Genomic DNA, 17452 nt, shown 5'->3' on the forward strand with positions numbered 1-17452 from the left:
AATCCGCTGGGCTTCTTCTGATTCGGCGCGATACCGCGTAACGGCTATCGCGGGCCAGCCTTGCGTCTACGGGATTGCGCACTACCTGTAGAGCAAGGCTTGCCCGCGATGGCGTCTTCAATACCCTCCGACGCCCATTGATGAGTTGCCCGCACATACGGATATCCGTATATTTGACTTCCCGTATATGTCGGTACGACCTCAAAGTGCTGACACTTGCGATTCTGTTGATTACCCTCTCGGCGCGGACACGGCGCTTGAGCCTTCGATATCCGCAAATGCGGAGGGAGCAATCCATGCGAGTTCTGTTCATGTGCACGGCCAACAGCTGTCGCAGCATCCTTTCAGAAGCCATGTTCAATCACCTGGCACCGCAGGGTTTCGAAGCGGTAAGTTCCGGCAGCTTTCCCAAAGGCAAAGTACTGCCGCGTAGCCTGACCACGCTACAACAGTCCGCCATTTCCATCGAAGGATTGAGCAGCAAGGGCAATGATGCCTTTGAGGATAACCCACCGGATATCGTCATTACCGTTTGCGACAAGGCGGCAGGCGAAAGTTGCCCGGTGTATTTCGGCCCGGCGCTGAAGGCCCATTGGGGCCTGGAAGATCCTTCCGACGTAGTGGGTGACGAAGCGGCGGTGGACGCGGCTTTCCGCGCCACGCTTGCGCACATCGAGCAACGCTGCAGGGCGTTCCTCGCCCTGCCCTTCAATGAACTCAGCCGCGATCAACTCAAACGCGAACTGGACCGAATCGGCGCTCTCTGAGCAGGAAGAAACATGTCTGAGCAACTGCCTAACCTTGACCTCTCCCTGTTCGACGACGCAGGCATCACTTTTCGTCCGGGCGAACCCAAGCCACGCATCCTGTTGTTGTACGGGTCGACCCGCGAGCGCTCGTTCAGCCGTCTGCTGGTCGAAGAGGCCGCACGCCTGCTGGAACACTTTGGTGCGGAAACCCGCATCTTCAATCCCTCCGGTTTGCCGCTTCCCGACGATGCACCTGTGGATCATCCCAAGGTGCAGGAGTTGCGCGATCTGGTGTTGTGGTCGCAAGGTCAGGTCTGGTGTTCGCCGGAGCGGCATGGCGCGATGTCGGCTGTATTCAAGGCACAGATTGACTGGATTCCCCTTGCCCTCGGTGCCATTCGCCCGACTCAGGGCAAGACACTGGCGGTGATGCAAGTCTGCGGTGGTTCGCAGTCCTTCAACGCAGTCAACCAACTGCGTGTGCTGGGACGCTGGATGCGCATGTTCACCATTCCCAATCAATCCTCGGTACCGAAGGCTTTTATGGAATTCGACGAAGCCGGCCGAATGAAGCCCTCGGCGTTCTACGACCGCGTGGTCGACGTGATGGAAGAACTGGTGAAATTCACCCTGCTGCTGCGTGACCATCAGGGGTTTCTGGTGGATCGCTACTCCGAACGCAAGGAAAGCGCCGAACAGCTCATGGCCCGCGTGAACCAGCGTTCAATCTGAGGTCGTCAAGTTTATCGGTATCAGAGGCGCGCGCTTCGAACAGACAGGCGGCACGCGGCCGAAGCCGCCCGTGGATGGAGCGATGGTAAATGACGGCTAAGCTACCTTCTAGCGTCGGGTTTACAACTCGGAGGGGAGCCAATGAAACGCTGTGCAATGCTCATCGCGATCTGTTTGCTGGCCACGGCTTGTCAGAGCACAAATAATGGCGTCACCCGACTCGACAATTGTGTCTGCTACAAATCGTCCGAGGCACAACATCTGAAAGCATCGCAAATAGCCTGGAACGACCCCGAAACGCTGCAGGAACAGTTCTCGCACTGCATTTGTCGAGCGTTGATTGACCTGAAGGAGGTCGATGATCCCGGTAAGCTCTTCGTGCCTGGAACCGAAATAAAATGAATGTCGCTCGCCGGTAAGAGGCACCAGGGGCGTTGAGAGACGGGCAAGGCATCGACAGGCAAATACCAGGCAATTGCTTCCACCGCTCGTCTTCGCCCTCCTCTGTCTGGCAATCGTCGTGCAGCTCTCCCTCTCGCCCGTTGCCTGCCCCTTCACACTCACGCCTGATCCATTGCCTCGACCACGCCCTTGTCCTCACCCAGGAACCCGCCACTCTGATGCTGCCAAAGCCGCGCATAGATGCCGTTCTTCGCGAGTAACTCGGTGTGGGTGCCCTGCTCGATGATGCGTCCGTCATCCATGACGATCAGGCGGTCCATGGCTGCAATGGTGGACAGCCGATGGGCGATGGCGATCACGGTTTTGCCCTGCATCATTTCATCGAGGCTTTCCTGAATGGCCACTTCGACTTCCGAGTCCAGCGCGCTGGTGGCCTCGTCAAGCAGCAGGATCGGGGCGTTCTTGAGCATCACCCGGGCAATCGCGACGCGTTGACGCTGGCCGCCGGACAGCTTGATGCCGCGCTCACCCACCAGGGTGTCGTAGCCGGTATGGCCCTGCCGGTCGCTCAGTTGGCTGATGAACTCATCGGCCTGGGCATTGGCCGCGGCGGCACGGATTTGCGCGTCGGTCGCATCGGGACGACCGTATGCAATGTTGTCGCGAATGGAACGGTGCAGCAGCGAAGTGTCCTGGGTGACCATGCCGATGGAGCTGCGCAGGCTGTCTTGCGTCACGTGTGCAATGTTCTGGCCGTCGATGCGAATCTCCCCGCTGTCGACATCATAGAAGCGCAGCAGCAAGTTGATAAGCGTGGATTTGCCGGCGCCAGAGCGGCCGACCAGGCCGATTTTTTCACCCGGACGAATGTTCAGGCTCAGGCCATCGAGCACCTGGCGCTCACCATTGTAGTTGAAGCTCACTTTATCGAAGGTTACCGCGCCGCCTGAGGTCACCAGCACACCCGCATCCGGTGCATCCTTGACCTTGGGACCGCGGGTCAGCGTCGCCATGCCGTCCTGTACCGTGCCGATGCTCTCGAACAGCGAGGTCATTTGCCACATGATCCAGTTCGACATGCCATTGATCCGCAACGCCATTGCAGTGATTGCCGCCACGGCACCTGCGCCGACGTCACCCTGGTGCCACAGCCACAGGGCATAACCGCCGGCGGCCATGATCAGCCCCACCACCAATGCCTGGTTGACGATCTCGAACTGGCTGACCAGGCGCATCTGGCGAAAGCCGGTTTGCTTGAAATCCTCCATTGCCGCTCGCGCGAAGTGCGCTTCACGATTGGAATGGGAGAACAGTTTCACCGTAGTGATGTTCGTGTACGCATCCGAGATACGCCCGGTCATCATTGACCGCGCATTCGCCTGTTCCTGCCCGACTTTCCCCAGGCGAGGCACGAAGTACCACATGGCCAGGCCGAACAGCAGAGCCCAGGCAACGAATGGCAGCATGAGTTTCAGCGCGAAGCCACCGGCCAGTGCGATGATCGCAATGAAATACACCCCGATACCCGGGACGATTTCGATCAGGGTGAAGAGCACGTCTCGTACCGCTAGCGCGGTCTGCATCACCTTGGTGGTGACGCGGCCGGAAAACTCATCGGAAAAAAACGACAGGCTTTGCCGCAACATCAGGCGATGGAAGTCCCAGCGCAGCCGCAACGGCAAGTTAATTGCCAATATCTGGTGCTGCACCATGGTGCGCAACGCCACCAGCCCGACACTGGTGACCATGACAATGCCCATGCCCCACAACACGCGACTTTCCTGCGCAGCCGCCTCACCGCCTGCCTGCCAGGTCGAGAGCAGGTCCACGACCTGGCCGAGGAAGGAAAACAGCCACGCTTCGTAAATCGATACACCGGCACCGAGCAGCGCCAGCGCAAGGATGTAACCACGCGCTCCCCGCGTACAGGCCCACAGGAAACGAGCCAGGCCGTCCGGTGGCGGTGGCACCTCGTCAGGCGGAAAGGGATCGAGCCTTCGTTCAAACACACGAAGCATGGTGTTCTCCAAAACAGTCAAGTTAAGGAGATTCTGCCATTGAACGGGCGCCTTGAGGGTTTGCAACGTCAAGGTATGGCGTTGTCGGCAGGTTGCCGCCGATGGCGAAAGGTGGAAATCGCGCGCCGGCACCCCGCCGCTGCCAGCCTCATTCGTCCACGCTGATGCCTGATCCTCCCAATTCACCAGGGACATCCTTAAGCTTCGGCACCCCATCCCTGATGCGCAGCGCGGCCTCTTGGTAGTGGACGTGAACACCTGGCGAAAACGCGAGATCCGGGATGACCGCGGCATACACATCGATGAGGCCCATCCCGGGGTGTTCGGTGAAGAGGTGTCCGCCGCAACGCCTGCACCATTTGCGATAACTCTGCGGTGTCTTGTTGAAGGTGCCAATGTCGTCAGCCCCCCGAGTGACTTGCACCGCCTCGGGTTTCCACAGCGTGAAGGCATTGACCGGCGCGGCTGACCACTGTCGACACGACTCGCAATGGCAATAGCCCATTGCCGCCGGCTCACCGCTGACGGTGAATTCGACAGCGCCGCAAAAACAACTGCCTTTGTAAGACCTTTGAATGCTCATGGAATGACTCCTTCATCAGTTAACGCACGTACAGCCGAAGTCGGGACGGATTGCCTGAGGGTTAGCCAGCTTCACTCGTCGACGAAGCGCACCGCCGTCGTCGGCGTGCGTCGCACTTGCAGATCGAAAATGTCGGGGCGCGCATAGTGCCCGCTGACGTCGAGCGCCCGCCGCGCTGGCGCCACGAGTGAGGTGTCGATGTCCGCATACAGAATGCCCGCCTCCCGGTGCAACGGACCGGCTGTGATCCGGCCTTGAGGGTTGACCACCACCGAGTCACCGTCGTTGATCCACTCATCCGGATCGGGAAACAGTTGCAGGCGACCTGGAAAGTCATCGGGAATGTCGTTGCCGCGCAGCAAGCTGCCACTGCCAAGCACCCAGCAACGGCCTTCGAGTGCAATGTGCCGCATCGTGCTGATCCAGCCCTCGCCAGTGTCGTAGGTTGGCGCAACGTAGATTTCCACGCCCTGGGAATACAATGAATAGCGCGCCAGGGGCATGTAGTTTTCCCAGCAGATGAGCGTACCGATGCGACCGACGGGTGTATCGACGGTACGCAACCCTGACGCATCGCCGAAACCATGGACCATGCGCTCGGGGTTCGTTGGCATCAACTTGCGATGACGGTTGAGCACTTCGCCATGGGTTCCGATAACGACTACGCTGTTGTAAAGCGTGCCGCCTCCATTACGGCGTTCGCGTTCATTGATGCCGCATACGATTGTCACGGCGTGAGCAACAGCGGCCTCGCACAGTTCGTTCAGGTCGCCGCTCGCGATATCAATCGCGTTGGCCAACAGGCGAGTATGCAACTGCCCCATTAGAGCCCCGTCTTTTCCCGCCGCCAGCCGCCAGATCCACGACGGGTAACCTGGAATGAATGATTCGGGCAAAACAATCAACGAGGCTCCCGACGCTGCAGCTTCGCGGACCGATTGCACGGCCTGGGCGATCGTCGCGCTACGATCGAGCAGCACCGGCGGCCGCTGAATGATGGCTATCTTGGTCATGACGTACTCCTGAAACCGTGGCTTTGGCAGGTTTCAGCGTGCACGTCGGGAAACCGCCCGGCTAGTTCAGAATCTGAAGCGTTGAAGTAGCGGAGGGACAGGCGATGGATGAAAGCTATGGTCAGTTCTGTACGGTCGCACGCGGTGCCGAGGCACTGTGCGAACGCTGGACGCCTTTGGTCGTGCGCGAGTTGCTATGCGGCAGCAAGCGTTTCAATGAACTGCACCGCGGCGTGCCACGCATGTCCACCAGCTTGCTGGCACAGCGGCTGCGCCACCTGGAAGATATCGGTGTCGTGCATCGCACGGCCGCAGGCAACGTCTGGGAATACAGCCTGACCGAGGCCGGCGAGGATTTGCGCCCCATCATCATGGCACTGGGCCATTGGGGGGCGCGCTGGATAGGCAGTCGCCTTCGCGATAACGAACTCGACGCGGGCTTGCTGATGTGGGACATACGTCGGTTTGCGCGCATCGAAATGTTCCCGCCCCGGTCGGTGGTCATTCACTTCCGGTTCCGCGACGCGCGGTCCGGTGAGCAAGCGTGGTGGCTGGTGGTTGAACAGGGTGTGGCAGATCTGTGTCGCGACGATCCGGGACGCGAACTCACGCTCGTCGTGGACTCCAGCGTACGAGCATTGACTGAGGTGTGGACCGGCGACCGCACGCCAAAAGAGGTTCTGCGGTCACAGGAATTGCGGGTAGACGGCGCCGTGCAAGACGCAGAAAACTTGTGGCGCTGGCTTGGCACGAGTGCGTTCGCAGGCACCCGGCGCGCTGCAATCCAGCCTTTGCAATAGCCTTGGAGAAAGCACGCGTTTGCAGTTCGCTCCTGGCCGTTCTCAGCCGGACATCACCGGCAGAAAACGGCCCAGAAGCTGCTCTCTTTAACGCAAATGCCCGTTCAGCCGATCAACCAGCGGTGACGGTCATGCCGCCATCCGCCATGACCACCGAGCCAACAATGAAGCTTGCGCGGTCCGAGGCGAGAAATGCCACGACTTCGGCAATTTCTTCCGGCTGCGCGGCACGTCCGATGGGAGCGGCTTCACCGTGCTTGGCGAGGAAGCCAGGACCGTCCTCTACCACGTCGTTAAGAATGTTGGTGACAACGTCGCCGACGCCGATGGCATTGACGCGAATGCCATGCTCGATAGCCTCGAGCGCCAGCGTGCGGGTCAATTGGGCCAATGCGCCTTTGGACGCGGTGTAAGCGGCAATGGTCGGGAAGGCGAAATAGGAGGCATAAGAGGCGATATTGACTATCGCTCCCGATTTGTTGGGCATCATCGCCTTGACTGCTTCGCGGCAATGCAAAAAGGCCGCGGTTGCATTGACTGCCTGGATGCGCTCCCAGTCTTCGCGGGTCATGTCGATGACCAGCTTGTTGATGATGATCCCGGCGTTGTTGACCAGAATGTCCAGTCGCCCGAACGTCTCGACGGCCAATCCGACGGCGCGCTCAGCAACCCCGTCTTTGCTGATGTCGGCTACCAGCGGCACCAATCCGGGACGAGCGAGTGCTTCGACGGCGGGATTGATGTCTTCAGCAATGACCTTGGCGCCACGCGCATGCAGCATCAGTGCGATAGCCTTGCCGATGCCACTGGCGGCGCCGGTGACCAGCGCGACTTTGCCTTCGACTTCGTTGGAAATACGGTGATTGATCTGAGTCATGGTGCTCTCCTGCTTGCAAGCCGGCGAGATATTCGGCGGCCTGGCGCCCGTGAGGCGCTGTAGTTATCGACGGCCTCACTGTCGCGCAATCGGGAGAATCGGGCTTTCGCAGGCTTGCCGTGGCTGTTGGAGTTTTGCGCCAACATCTGAATTTCTGAGGTAGCTTGCGCAATTGCCGATGGGTACCGAGGTTGCGTTACCCTGTTGATGCCAGCCCCTCAGCGCTTTTTTCAATGGAGCCTCGTGTGCGCCAGCCTGAACATGACGACGTGCCACCGATTGATACCCTTCGCATCGCGGCCGAATCGATGCCGCATCATCTGCCGGGAACGCCGCAGGTATTGCCGCTGCTCCCGCAAATGCAGGATGTGATGGTGCAGTTGTTCAGCCATCACAGCACCGTAGAGCCAATACTCGTGCCCGCCGTGGTCGAACCCCTGCTGGTATTGGTCCTGACAGGCTCGGCCAAGGTCGAGGAGCGATCCCTCGGTGGGGCTTGGAAAGCCGTCGAGGTGCAGGCTGGCGACTTTTTTCTTACCAATACAAATGAACCCTATGAGATGCGCTGGCAGACCCTGGGCTGCGACACCTTCGAAGTGATGCATCTTTATCTCGGCCTGCCCATGATTGAACAGGCGGCCCGTGATGTTCTGGGCGAGCACAGCGTTGCAGTGACGTTCCTGGATATCTCCGGTGCCCGGGATGAACGGATAAGTTTCATGCTCAATCAGTTACGCCTCGAGTTGATTGAGCAACGCGAACCCAGCCCGTTGTTCGTACACAGCCTGGCTCAGGCGCTGACCGTTCACCTGATACGGCGTTATCTCGATCCGCACAGTACGACCCGACGCAGCAATGCTCTGCAAGCGTACAAGCTGCGTCGCGTTATCGATGCAATGAACGAGCACCTGGCCGATGACTTCAGCCTTGCGCAGTTGGCACGAATCGCTGACTTGAGCGAGTACCACTTCAGCCGGATGTTCAAGCGTGCCACGGGGCTGTCGCCGTCGCAGTATTTCATCCGCCTGCGCATGAGTCGCGCGCGACATCTACTGCTCGAGACCGAGCGCAGCATCATTGATGTCGGGCTGGAAGTCGGTTATTCCAGCCCCAGCCATTTTTCCCAGGTTTTTCGTCGCGAAGTCGGCGTCACGCCCAGCGCCTACCGCCAAGCGTGAGGTGCCCTGGTCCCATGCGATCAGTGGATTTTCAAGTTTGCCGCCAGAAAATCCATGAAGGCTCTGACACGTGTGGGCAACTTCCCTCCTTGCCCGACGTAAACCGCGTGCACTTCCGTCTTTGCGCTGGGCACGAAGTCCTCTAGCACCGAAAGAAGCCGGCCATCCGCCAGATCTTGCTCGACCTGGCAAAACCCAACGCGCGCGAGGCCGAGCCCAAGAATTGCCAGATCGCGAACTGCATTGCCGTCACTGGCCCGTGCATTGCCGGCGACGGCCACCGGAATGGGTTGGCCGTCTGCGCTGACGAAGCCCCACTCCATCATCGGTGGACTGAAGGTGAACCCCAGACAGGTGTGGTCCGCAAGATCGGCTGGCGTTTTCGGTATGCCGCGAGCTGCAAGATAGGCCGGTGATGCCACGACAAGGGCTCTCGTCTCGCCCAAGCGCCTGGCCACGAGATTGGAGCTTTTCAGCGGGCCGCTGCGGATGGCCACGTCAGCCCGTGCGCTGATCAGGTCGACAACCTCGTCACTGAGAAAAACCTCCACCGAGACTCCAGGGTGGAGCCGCAAAAATGTCTGCAACAGGGGCAGCAGATACAAACGCCCGATATCGACGTTGCAGTTGACCCGCACGGTTCCCTGCGGTTCGGAGCTCGCCGCGGCCTCCTGCTCGGCCTCATCGAGCGCCGCCAGGATAGTCACGCTGCGTTCATAGAACGCGGCCCCTTCAGGCGTGAGCAATTGCCGTCTTGTCGAGCGATTGAGCAAACGCGTGCCCAAGCGGTTTTCCAGCCTCGAGACCAGCTTGCTGACCGCTGACGGGGTCATCGCACAATGCTTGGCGGCCGCCGTATAACCGCCATCTTCAACGACCCTGACGAACACGTTCATTTCGGCGAAGCAGTTTATGTCCAACCGTCTCATATGAATTCACGTCACAAATTGTATGCCCCAGTACCGGCTATATCTGCCGCGCTGCCACTCATACTCTAATCCAGAGCCTGAAAGGCGCAGGAGAAATTCAGCAAAGACGTGCGGATTTACAGTGGGAGGTTGAGATGAACAGCGAGATGAAACTGATCGTGATTCATGGCGCCAAGGATAAGGAAGGTCTGGACGCTGCGCTGCTGAAATGGGTTTCTGATGTTTTGGCGCAACGTGCCGAGTTCGAGCCTTGGTTTATGGGACCTGCCGACCTCATGGCCAAACCTGACAAGATGGCAGCGATACAGCGACAGGAAACTCTTCGCCATTTGGCCGATGCTGATGCATTTCTGTTCATCACATCGCAACTGTCCGATGTTTATCACTCCGGGCTTAAAGCATTCTTTGATCAGGTGTCGGTTCGCTGGCACGCAAGGCCAGTGGCATTCATTGGCTACGGCGGGGCATCGGGTGGACTTTGTGCGATCGATCACCTTCGCCAGGTGCTGTCCGCGCAGCACGCGGTACCTATCAGCAATTACGTGTCCTTCACTGATCCCTGGTCGCTGATCGATGAGGCCGGGCATGTACGACAGACTGATCAAGCCCGGCTGCCCATGGCTCGAATGCTGGTTCAGCTGAACTGGTGGGCAAGCACCCTGAAGGCTGCGAGGGAACAGATGCCGTATGTACTGGTGAGCTAAGCCCCTAAAAAACCTGAAGAAACGTCACTCGATGAGTGACGTCGCTGGTGACGTGAGTGCCGTCAATGTCGGTGCCTTGACGAAGCGGGAACCTCTACAGCCTTTGATCGAATGTTTGATCCAGATCAAATACCAGGGCAGGCAGCGGCGTAGAAAGGAATGAAACAGGCTTTTGCCGTGCCCGCCCTATAAGAACAACGCTGGAGGATTAACCCCATGCTTACCGTCAAAGACCACAATGACCGCGCCGCAGCCGCTTACGCCGCGGTGGACAGCCAGTACTGGATCGAAGCGCTCAGGGATGGTCGCCACGTGCTGATCCGGCCACTGACGGAAAAGGACCGCGACCGCGAATATGCCTTCATCAAACGGCTGTCTCCGGAATCCCGGCACATGCGCTTTCTTGCGCAAATCAGTGAGCCCAGCGCCGCGATGCTCGATCAGTTGATGGACACCGACAACAAACAACGCGTGGCCTACATCGCCATGGTCCACGACAACGGTCGGCTGGTCGAGATCGGCATCAGCCGCTACGCCGCCACCAGCGAACAGGTGTGTGAATGCGCCGTCACGGTCGCCGATGAATGGACCCACCTGGGGCTGGGCACTTTACTGATGGAACACTTGATCAAGGCCGCACGCCATAACGGCTTTCAGCAGATGTATTCGGTAGACGCCGCCAGCAATGCGCCAATGCGCGACCTGGCCAAGGCGTTGGGATTCGAGACATCCAACGATCCCGACGACAGTCGTCAGGTGATCCACCGACTATACCTGTAAGAACCTGGAGTCATTTCGGCACACCACTGTTCGATGACCTACCGGAGTACAGTCATGGCTGATCAATCGCGTTTCATGCTGGTCGTCCCACCTCTGATGCACAACAGTCCCGCCTTTGACCGGGCTGCAGCATTGGCCAAAGCGTCGCAAGCAGCATTGCACATCGTGGCGTTCGATTACCTCGAAGGGCTGGCGACTGCCGGGATGGTTAATGAACAAGCGCTGGATCAGATGCGGCTGGGTTATGTCGAGCGTCATCGCCAGTGGCTTGAAGACCAGGCACGCCCCATGCGCAAGATCGGTGTGCACGTCACCACGGAAGTGGTCTGGGTAGAGCGGCCGTTGCAAGAGATCCTGATTCATCTCAAAGAGCAGCCGATGGCCGCCTTGATCAAAGCCCTGGAGCACGAATCGCTGCTGTCGCGCCTGATGTTTACCCCACTGGATATTCACCTGCTGCGCGAATGCCCGGTCCCCCTGCATTTTGTCAGCCATTTGCATCACGCATTGCCGCGCAAAATTGTCGCTGCCGTAGACCCTTTTCACAGTGATGACCAATACAAGGGTTTCAACGACAGGATCTTGTGTGAGGCGTCCAAACTGGCCATCACCTGCAATGCGCAGCTCGACGTGGTTTACGCCCATGATCTTTCATCCATCAGTGCAGATGAATTCGGCTTCAGTAATGGCTCGGCGTTTTTTTCTTCGAGCAAAGCCAAGACATTGTTCGACTCACAAGCCGATGCCTTCCGCGAGCTTGCGCAGCGCAACGGTATTGAACCGGAATGTCAGCACATGATCCTGGGCGATCCGGCCAAGGTGCTTTGCAACTATGCGCAGGCCTATGAAACAGACGTGATCGTCATGGGACGCGCCGGTCACCGCGCCATGGAACGCTTGGTGGGCAGCACCATCGAACGCGTGCTGTACAAGATGCCGTGCAGCGTGTGGGTGGTTCAGGAATAAAATCCAGGTTGGATCAGCGGCCAATGCCGACGTCTCAATAACCCGGAAACTCGTCGCGATAGCACACCGGCGAGCTGGCCTCCTGGTATCGATCCAGCTCGTCCTCCAGCCATCGGGCGAGTACGACGGCGTGGTTTTCCAGCAGGTTTTGAGCGGCAAAAACCAGCGTGAGCGTGCCGGTTTGTGCATATCCCAGAAGCGCCCACCAGTGTTCCGGGCGAGCGATCAGTTGCTGGCGATAGGCCGCGCTGAATTGGCCGAAATCCACTTCACCGGCGGTAAATGCCTTGTGCAAATCAATCGAAGGCGCGACGTCGGGCAACCATTGGTCCAGCGGCAACGAATCCCTGGAGCAATGTCGCGGCCACTCTCGATCGACCAATATCCGTCGCCCGTCTTCGCCCCTGGCAGGTTCGCCTGCGCGTTTGCATTGGATCATGGCGTCTCCCCTCTCCATTCCCGGGGGCTGACACCGGTCTTGCGGCGAAACGCCCGGGCCAGTGCCGATGGGCTTTCGTAGCCAACCTCTTCGGCGATCAGGGCAATGGGCTTGCCCTCGCGCAAGCGTTTCTGCGCCAGGCTGATGCGCCAGCTCACCAGATAATCCACCGGAGCCTGGCCGACCACGCGCTTGAAATGTTCGGCGAAGCTGGCCCGCGACATGTTCGCCGCCACCGACAATTCGGCCACGCTCCAGGGCTTGCCCGGAAACTCATGCATAAGGTTCAAGGACCGCGCCAGACGTGGATCGGCAAGGCCGGCCATCATGCCCGGCTGTTGATTGCGACTGCTGAGGATGTGGCGCAACAACAGGATTACCACCAGTTCGAACAGTCGATCCATCACCGCTTCCCGACCGCAGGTGCCAGCGAAGGCTTCGTCGAACAACCATTGCAGGGTGCTGGCCAATGTGGGGATTTCATCGAGTTTCAGCACCAGGAAATCCGGCAGCGCGGCGGCCAGGGCATTGCCAGCCCCGCCATCGAAATCCAGGGATGCACACACCAACTGCGTGCCGAAGGAATCGGGGGCGAACAAGCGGTGACGATAAGGTCGCGGGAAAAAGATCAGCGTTGGCTCGCGCAGGTGCAGCTCTCGTTCGTCTGCCAGTTTGAGCGACAACTCGCCCGCCTGAAGCAGATGCACATGGCCGCACGCCTGGCTGCCATCGAACGCCGTCGTGCCGCAAAACGTGCCGCTGTGAAAGGTGCCGGCGTTGACGCCGAAATGGTTGAGCAACGTGGAAAGGCGATCCATGGGAAGCTCCCGAAGCTGTTCTGGACGATCTGTCGCATATCGTCGACGATTTGCAGCCAATTGACCAGCATGAATCACTAGCATGGACTCCGTACCCAGCGCATGTCGCGCTTCAATCCCGGAGAATCACCATGACTCGTATTGCCTCTGTCAGCCTCGAACAAGCTACCGACGCCACCCGCCCATTGCTGGAAGGCGTACAAAAGAAAATCGGCTTCCTGCCCAACGTCTTCAAGGTGCTGGCCCATGCGCCTGCCGTCCTTGCCTCGTACCTGCAAAACTCGGCGGCGCTGAGCAAAACCTCATTGAGCGCCACGGAAAAGGAAGCGATCTACCTCGCCACCTCGCAGGTCAACGGCTGTGATTATTGCCTGGCGGCGCACACCGTGTTTGCCGGCAAGGCCGGGCTCTCCCAACAGGAGATCCGCAGTGCGCGAATCGGTCAGTTGGACGCTTACGCCCTGCTTGCCCAGCAGATTACCGAAAGCCGTGGCCAGCTCACCAGCGAACAGATCGCTTCTGCCAGAGCCGCAGGTATCAATGACGCGAAGATCATCGAAGTGGTCGCCCATGTGGCCTCGCAGACGCTGACCAACTACCTGAACAACGTCGCATTGACCGATATCGACTTTCCGGCCATCGACGCCTGATCAACCCATTGCGGAGATAACCAGCATGAACACCGTGACCCTTTACACCACCGACACCTGCCCATACTGCCGCAGCGCCAAATCACTGCTGGCCGGCAAAGGCGCGACGATGCAAGAGATCAATGTCCAGCGCGAACCGGGAAAGTTTGAAGAAATGCTCAGCCGAAGCGGCCGGCGCAGCGTGCCGCAGATTTTTATCGGCGACACGCATATCGGTGGTTTCGATGACCTGGCCAAGCTGGATCGCCAGGGAGGGTTGATGTCAATGCTGGCATGAACACACCCCCCTGTGGGAGCGAGCCTGCTCGCGATGGACGTTAACGATAATGCGCGCTGTCTGAATAAACGTATTGTCCTTGAGCCCATCGCGAGCAGGCTCGCTCCTACATTGAGCCGGGACCTGTCAGGTATTGGTTTTCAGTTTGGTCCACAGACGCGTGGTCAAACGGGCGATAGATGCCGGCAAATCTTCCACGGTAAATAACTTGTCCATCACCGCTTTGGACGGGTAGATCGCCAGGTCCTGCTTCACCGCCGGCACCACATAGGCATCTGCTGCACTGTTGGGATTGGCGTAATGGATGCTGTTGCTGATGTTGGCGATCACTTGCGGCTGCAACAGGTAATTCATGTAGGTGTAGCCGTTTTTCTCGTGGGGTGCGCTTTTGGGCATCACCACCATGTCGAACCACAAGGTGGAGCCTTCATCCGGGATCGAATAGGCAATGTTGATGCCGTTCTTGGCTTCCTTGGCACTCGCCGCCGCCTGGACGATATCGCCGTTGAACCCGATCACCGCGCAGACGTTGCCGTTTGCCAGGTCGCTGATGTACTTGGAGGCATGGAAATACTGGACGTACGGACGAATCTTCAGCAACGCCTGTTCAGCTTTCTTGTAATCCGCCGGTTCGTGGCTGTGGGGTGGCAGGCCCAGGTAGTTGAGCGTGATCGGCAACACCTGCGTCGGATTATCGATGATCGCTACGCCACACTCACTGAGTTTCTTGATGTTGGCCTCTTCGAAAAACAGGCTCCAGGAACGGGTAACGTCGGTGTTGCCGAAGATCGCCTTGATCTTCTCGACGTTGTAGCCGATGCCGGCAGTGCCCCACATGTAGGGGTAGCCGTACTGGTTGCCGGGATCGTTGACCTCGAGTTTTTTCATCAACACAGGATCGAGGTTTTGCCAGCCGGGCAATTGGCTCTTGTCGAGCTTCTGGATCGCTCCAGCCTTGATCAGGCGTGACAGAAAATGGTTCGACGGGCTGACCACGTCATAACCGGTGTTGCCGGTCATCAACTTCGATTCCAGCACTTCGTTGCTGTCATGGATATCGTAAGTCGCCTTGATCCCGGTTTCCTTGGTGAAATTGGTCAGGGTGTCATCGGCGATGTAGCCGTTCCAGTTGGAAATGTTCAGGGTTTCGTCAGCGTAAGCGGCTGCACAGAACGTCGAGAGCAGAGCGGCCAGGGACAGTGTTTTGACGCGCATGTTCGATCACCTTGGTGTTGAAGTGCTTTTGTTGAGAGTGAAAGGCGGTGTTCTAGATTTCAGTTCTGGCCCGGGACGCCTCTACGCGCATACGCAGCATGGCACCGATGTCGAGAAATGGTTTGGGCGGCAGCCAGCCGGGCTGGGCACGCTGCATGACCGATTGCAGCAGCGGCGAACTGGCGCCGGACGCCAACTCTGCAAGCAAGCGTCCCCACAGCGTGCCTCGTGCGACACCGGAGCCATTGCACCCGGCCACGGCAAACACGCCCTCCTCGACTTTGGCGAAGTACGGCTGCCCGGAACGTGAAGCGCTGAGGTGGCCCGTCCAGGTGTACTGGATGTCCTGCTCGCCCAACATCGGAAAGCGTCGTTGCAAACCCAGCACATGGTGCTTGCGGCGGGTCGCCAGTTGCGCGAGAGACAAGTCCTGGCTGCGGTATTCCGCGGTGTTGCGGATCATCACGCGCCGATCCGGCGTCAGGCGCACCGTGGCACCCAATGGCCGGGTCGACAGCACGCCCCAAGGCTCCACGGTGCCAAGGGCTTGAAACTCTTCATCGCTGAGCGGCCGGGTGAGGCTGGCACTTAGCTCCATCGCGAAGGTGCCGCTGTCGCTGATGCCTGAACGAGGGATGAAAGCGTTCAGGCAGACCAGCACCTGTTTCGCCGCGACGCAGCCGTTGCTGCCGCTGGCCCGAATACGCCCGCTGCTCAGGCGTTGCAGCCCACTGATTTCGGTGTTTTCGAACAGCGTCACGGTTTCCGGCAAGGCATCGAGTAAACCCTTAACGTACTTCGCCGGTTGCAGCAACGCGTTGCCATTACCGCACCAGATCGCCGCCTGGTAATGCCGGGTTCCCAGCTTCTGAATCAGTTGATCACCGTGCAGAAATTGCGCGCTGGCACCCACGGCACGCAGCGTCTGCAACTTGGCCTCGACATCGGTCAACTTGCGCGGATCGTTGACGGCGAAAAAATAACCTGACTCACGGAAATCGCAGTCGATCGCGTGCCGGGCAATGCGTTTGCGCACCTCGTCGCTGGCGGCGCGGGAAATCGTTGTGTCGACCTGAAAATCGGCGAACCCCGAGTTGCCTTGCAATTCCGCCTTGGCGGGATGTTCGTGGGCCACCACAAACCCCGAGTTTCGCGCCGATGCCCCTTGCGCAGCGCGTTGTCTGTCGACCACCACAATGCGCGCCAGAGGATGCATTTCAGCCAGTGAATGTGCGGCGCATAGGCCGGTGATGCCAGCGCCGATGATCAGCCAGTCGGCGTGTTGCGTGCCATTCAAAGGCTCACGCCGCGGCGAATCCCCCGCTTGCGCAATCCAGCCACATCTATTTTCCATGCGTCACCTCGTTGACTGTCGGCTGCGGACCGTCTTGCACGACTTCATGCCATTAATGCATGAGTTGTTTCAGAAGAAGGTCGCTATGACTAGAATCTAAAGGGACTTGATCGCGACAACCAACGTTATTAAATCATTCAGGTATACCCTAAACGCATGGATAACATTCGCCACGTACCTTCGCTGCAAGGCTTGCAGGCTTTGGTTGAAGTCGCCGATTCCGGCAGCTTCACCAGTGCTGCGCAAACGCTGTGCCTGACCCAAAGCGCTGTGAGCCGGAAAATCCAGCAACTGGAAAGCCATTTCGGCGTGCCGATGTTCGTCAGGACCAGCCGCAGCCTCCGGTTGACCGCCGAAGGCGAGCAGGTGCTGGCTAGCGCCCGGCAAATACTCGAACAGCTCAAGACCCTGGAGGAACGGATCGCACCGCGCAAACGCCCGTTCCGTATCCGCCTGCATGTGTCACTGGCCGTGCGTTGGTTGCTGCCCAGGCTGAGTGATTTCTATCGCCACCATCCAGAGGTATCGCTGGCGATAGAGACCGTGGCCACGGAAGTCGTCGAGCCTGCCAGCGACAGCGACGCGTACATCCTTTACTTGCCCGAGCCGTCTGGCGCCGCGCAATGCCTGGCGCTGTTCGAGGAAGCGCTGGTGCCAGTGTGCGCCCCCGGCCTGGCGCTGAACTCGCAGGAGGATCTTGCGCGCTTCGCGTTGCTGCACCGTTCGAGCGACAAAAATGATTGGCGACTGTGGTTGTCAGCCAATGGCGGAGAGTCACTGGAGGACTTTCGGCATATCCCGTTCAACCTCGACGAACTGGCGCTGGACGCCGCAGCGCGAGGCCTGGGTGTGGCCATGACCGACCTGACCCTGGCGGGCGAATCGATTGAACGCGGCGTGCTGGTCATTCCGTTCGGGGAGCCGCTGAAGACCCGGGGAATCTACGCGCTGTGCCTGCAACCCTCCGC

Annotated in this window: 20 protein-coding genes; 11 read left to right on the forward strand and 9 right to left on the reverse strand. The window is 59.1% G+C overall.

All coding sequences use genetic code 11. The features are described from left to right. Nucleotides 1-296 precede the first annotated feature (296 nt). The 3 genes from D8U69_RS19115 to D8U69_RS19125 all read left to right on the forward strand — a co-directional run bounded on the left by D8U69_RS19115 (nt 297) and on the right by D8U69_RS19125 (nt 1883). Nucleotides 297-767, forward strand: a complete 471-nt coding sequence (locus D8U69_RS19115) for an arsenate reductase ArsC (RefSeq protein WP_130903644.1) — start codon at nt 297-299, stop codon at nt 765-767. 12 nt (nt 768-779) lie between these two features. Continuing rightward, entirely contained in the window at nt 780-1481 is a 702-nt protein-coding gene (arsH, locus tag D8U69_RS19120; protein WP_056853728.1) for an arsenical resistance protein ArsH, read from the forward strand. 141 nt (nt 1482-1622) lie between these two features. After that, nucleotides 1623-1883, forward strand: coding sequence for a hypothetical protein (locus tag D8U69_RS19125; RefSeq protein WP_056853729.1), 261 nt, complete (start codon nt 1623-1625; stop codon nt 1881-1883). Nucleotides 1884-2041: 158 nt separating this feature from the next. On the opposite strand, the gene D8U69_RS19130 is transcribed toward D8U69_RS19125, so the two are convergent. The 3 genes from D8U69_RS19130 to D8U69_RS19140 all read right to left on the reverse strand — a co-directional run bounded on the left by D8U69_RS19130 (nt 2042) and on the right by D8U69_RS19140 (nt 5497). Beyond that, nucleotides 2042-3901: an ABC transporter ATP-binding protein gene (locus D8U69_RS19130; RefSeq protein WP_056853730.1), complete on the reverse strand. Its 1860-nt coding sequence runs from the start codon at nt 3899-3901 to the stop codon at nt 2042-2044. 148 nt (nt 3902-4049) lie between these two features. Then, nucleotides 4050-4484 (reverse strand): GFA family protein, encoded by a 435-nt coding sequence (locus tag D8U69_RS19135; protein ID WP_056853731.1) that lies wholly within the window; start codon nt 4482-4484, stop codon nt 4050-4052. Between the two features lie 71 nt (nt 4485-4555). Continuing rightward, a complete protein-coding gene (locus D8U69_RS19140; RefSeq protein WP_056853732.1) occupies nt 4556-5497 on the reverse strand; it encodes a carbon-nitrogen hydrolase family protein in 942 nt (313 codons plus the stop codon). A 104-nt stretch (nt 5498-5601) separates the two neighbouring features. Between D8U69_RS19140 and D8U69_RS19145 the strand changes: the two genes are divergently transcribed. Next, a complete protein-coding gene (locus D8U69_RS19145) occupies nt 5602-6297 on the forward strand; it encodes a helix-turn-helix domain-containing protein (RefSeq protein ID WP_130907911.1) in 696 nt (231 codons plus the stop codon). A 112-nt stretch (nt 6298-6409) separates the two neighbouring features. Here D8U69_RS19145 and D8U69_RS19150 read toward each other — a convergent pair whose 3' ends face one another. Next, nucleotides 6410-7174: an SDR family oxidoreductase gene (locus D8U69_RS19150; protein ID WP_130907912.1), complete on the reverse strand. Its 765-nt coding sequence runs from the start codon at nt 7172-7174 to the stop codon at nt 6410-6412. 308 nt (nt 7175-7482) lie between these two features. Between D8U69_RS19150 and D8U69_RS19155 the strand changes: the two genes are divergently transcribed. Further along, nucleotides 7483-8352, forward strand: coding sequence for a helix-turn-helix domain-containing protein (locus D8U69_RS19155; RefSeq protein WP_347238271.1), 870 nt, complete (start codon nt 7483-7485; stop codon nt 8350-8352). Nucleotides 8353-8372: 20 nt separating this feature from the next. Here the strand turns inward: D8U69_RS19155 and D8U69_RS19160 are convergent, their stop codons facing one another. Then, nucleotides 8373-9281 carry a LysR family transcriptional regulator gene (locus D8U69_RS19160; RefSeq protein WP_130903647.1) on the reverse strand — a complete coding sequence of 303 codons (909 nt, stop codon included), beginning with the start codon at nt 9279-9281 and terminating at the stop codon, nt 8373-8375. Between the two features lie 134 nt (nt 9282-9415). Here D8U69_RS19160 and D8U69_RS19165 point away from each other — a divergent pair, with 134 nt between their 5' ends. From D8U69_RS19165 to D8U69_RS19175, 3 genes are all read left to right on the forward strand, one after another. Then, nucleotides 9416-9985, forward strand: a complete 570-nt coding sequence (locus tag D8U69_RS19165) for an NAD(P)H-dependent oxidoreductase (protein WP_130907914.1) — start codon at nt 9416-9418, stop codon at nt 9983-9985. Nucleotides 9986-10201: 216 nt separating this feature from the next. Further along, nucleotides 10202-10765 carry a GNAT family N-acetyltransferase gene (locus D8U69_RS19170; protein WP_056853738.1) on the forward strand — a complete coding sequence of 188 codons (564 nt, stop codon included), beginning with the start codon at nt 10202-10204 and terminating at the stop codon, nt 10763-10765. 54 nt (nt 10766-10819) lie between these two features. Further along, nucleotides 10820-11731 (forward strand): universal stress protein, encoded by a 912-nt coding sequence (locus D8U69_RS19175; protein ID WP_130907915.1) that lies wholly within the window; start codon nt 10820-10822, stop codon nt 11729-11731. A 34-nt stretch (nt 11732-11765) separates the two neighbouring features. On the opposite strand, the gene D8U69_RS19180 is transcribed toward D8U69_RS19175, so the two are convergent. Beyond that, nucleotides 11766-12170, reverse strand: coding sequence for a DUF488 family protein (locus tag D8U69_RS19180; RefSeq protein WP_130903649.1), 405 nt, complete (start codon nt 12168-12170; stop codon nt 11766-11768). Further along, entirely contained in the window at nt 12167-12988 is an 822-nt protein-coding gene (locus D8U69_RS19185; protein ID WP_056853741.1) for an AraC family transcriptional regulator, read from the reverse strand. The genes D8U69_RS19180 and D8U69_RS19185 overlap by 4 nt, the downstream gene beginning before the upstream one ends. 131 nt (nt 12989-13119) lie before the next feature. Between D8U69_RS19185 and D8U69_RS19190 the strand changes: the two genes are divergently transcribed. Both D8U69_RS19190 and grxC read left to right on the forward strand, forming a co-directional pair. Then, a complete protein-coding gene (locus D8U69_RS19190) occupies nt 13120-13638 on the forward strand; it encodes a carboxymuconolactone decarboxylase family protein (RefSeq protein WP_130907916.1) in 519 nt (172 codons plus the stop codon). Between the two features lie 25 nt (nt 13639-13663). Then, nucleotides 13664-13915 carry a glutaredoxin 3 gene (grxC, locus tag D8U69_RS19195; RefSeq protein ID WP_056853743.1) on the forward strand — a complete coding sequence of 84 codons (252 nt, stop codon included), beginning with the start codon at nt 13664-13666 and terminating at the stop codon, nt 13913-13915. 126 nt (nt 13916-14041) lie between these two features. On the opposite strand, the gene D8U69_RS19200 is transcribed toward grxC, so the two are convergent. Together D8U69_RS19200 and D8U69_RS19205 are read right to left on the reverse strand one after the other, a co-directional pair. After that, nucleotides 14042-15130: a polyamine ABC transporter substrate-binding protein gene (locus D8U69_RS19200; protein WP_130907917.1), complete on the reverse strand. Its 1089-nt coding sequence runs from the start codon at nt 15128-15130 to the stop codon at nt 14042-14044. A gap of 52 nt (nt 15131-15182) precedes the next feature. Further along, nucleotides 15183-16484, reverse strand: a complete 1302-nt coding sequence (locus D8U69_RS19205; protein WP_130907918.1) for an FAD-binding oxidoreductase — start codon at nt 16482-16484, stop codon at nt 15183-15185. 156 nt (nt 16485-16640) lie between these two features. Between D8U69_RS19205 and D8U69_RS19210 the strand changes: the two genes are divergently transcribed. After that, on the forward strand, nt 16641-17452 hold an 812-nt coding region (locus D8U69_RS19210; protein WP_130907919.1), incomplete at its 3' end, for a LysR substrate-binding domain-containing protein.

It is taken from the genome of Pseudomonas sp. Sample_16 (assembly GCF_004307665.1).
In the GTDB taxonomy this organism is placed as follows: domain Bacteria; phylum Pseudomonadota; class Gammaproteobacteria; order Pseudomonadales; family Pseudomonadaceae; genus Aquipseudomonas.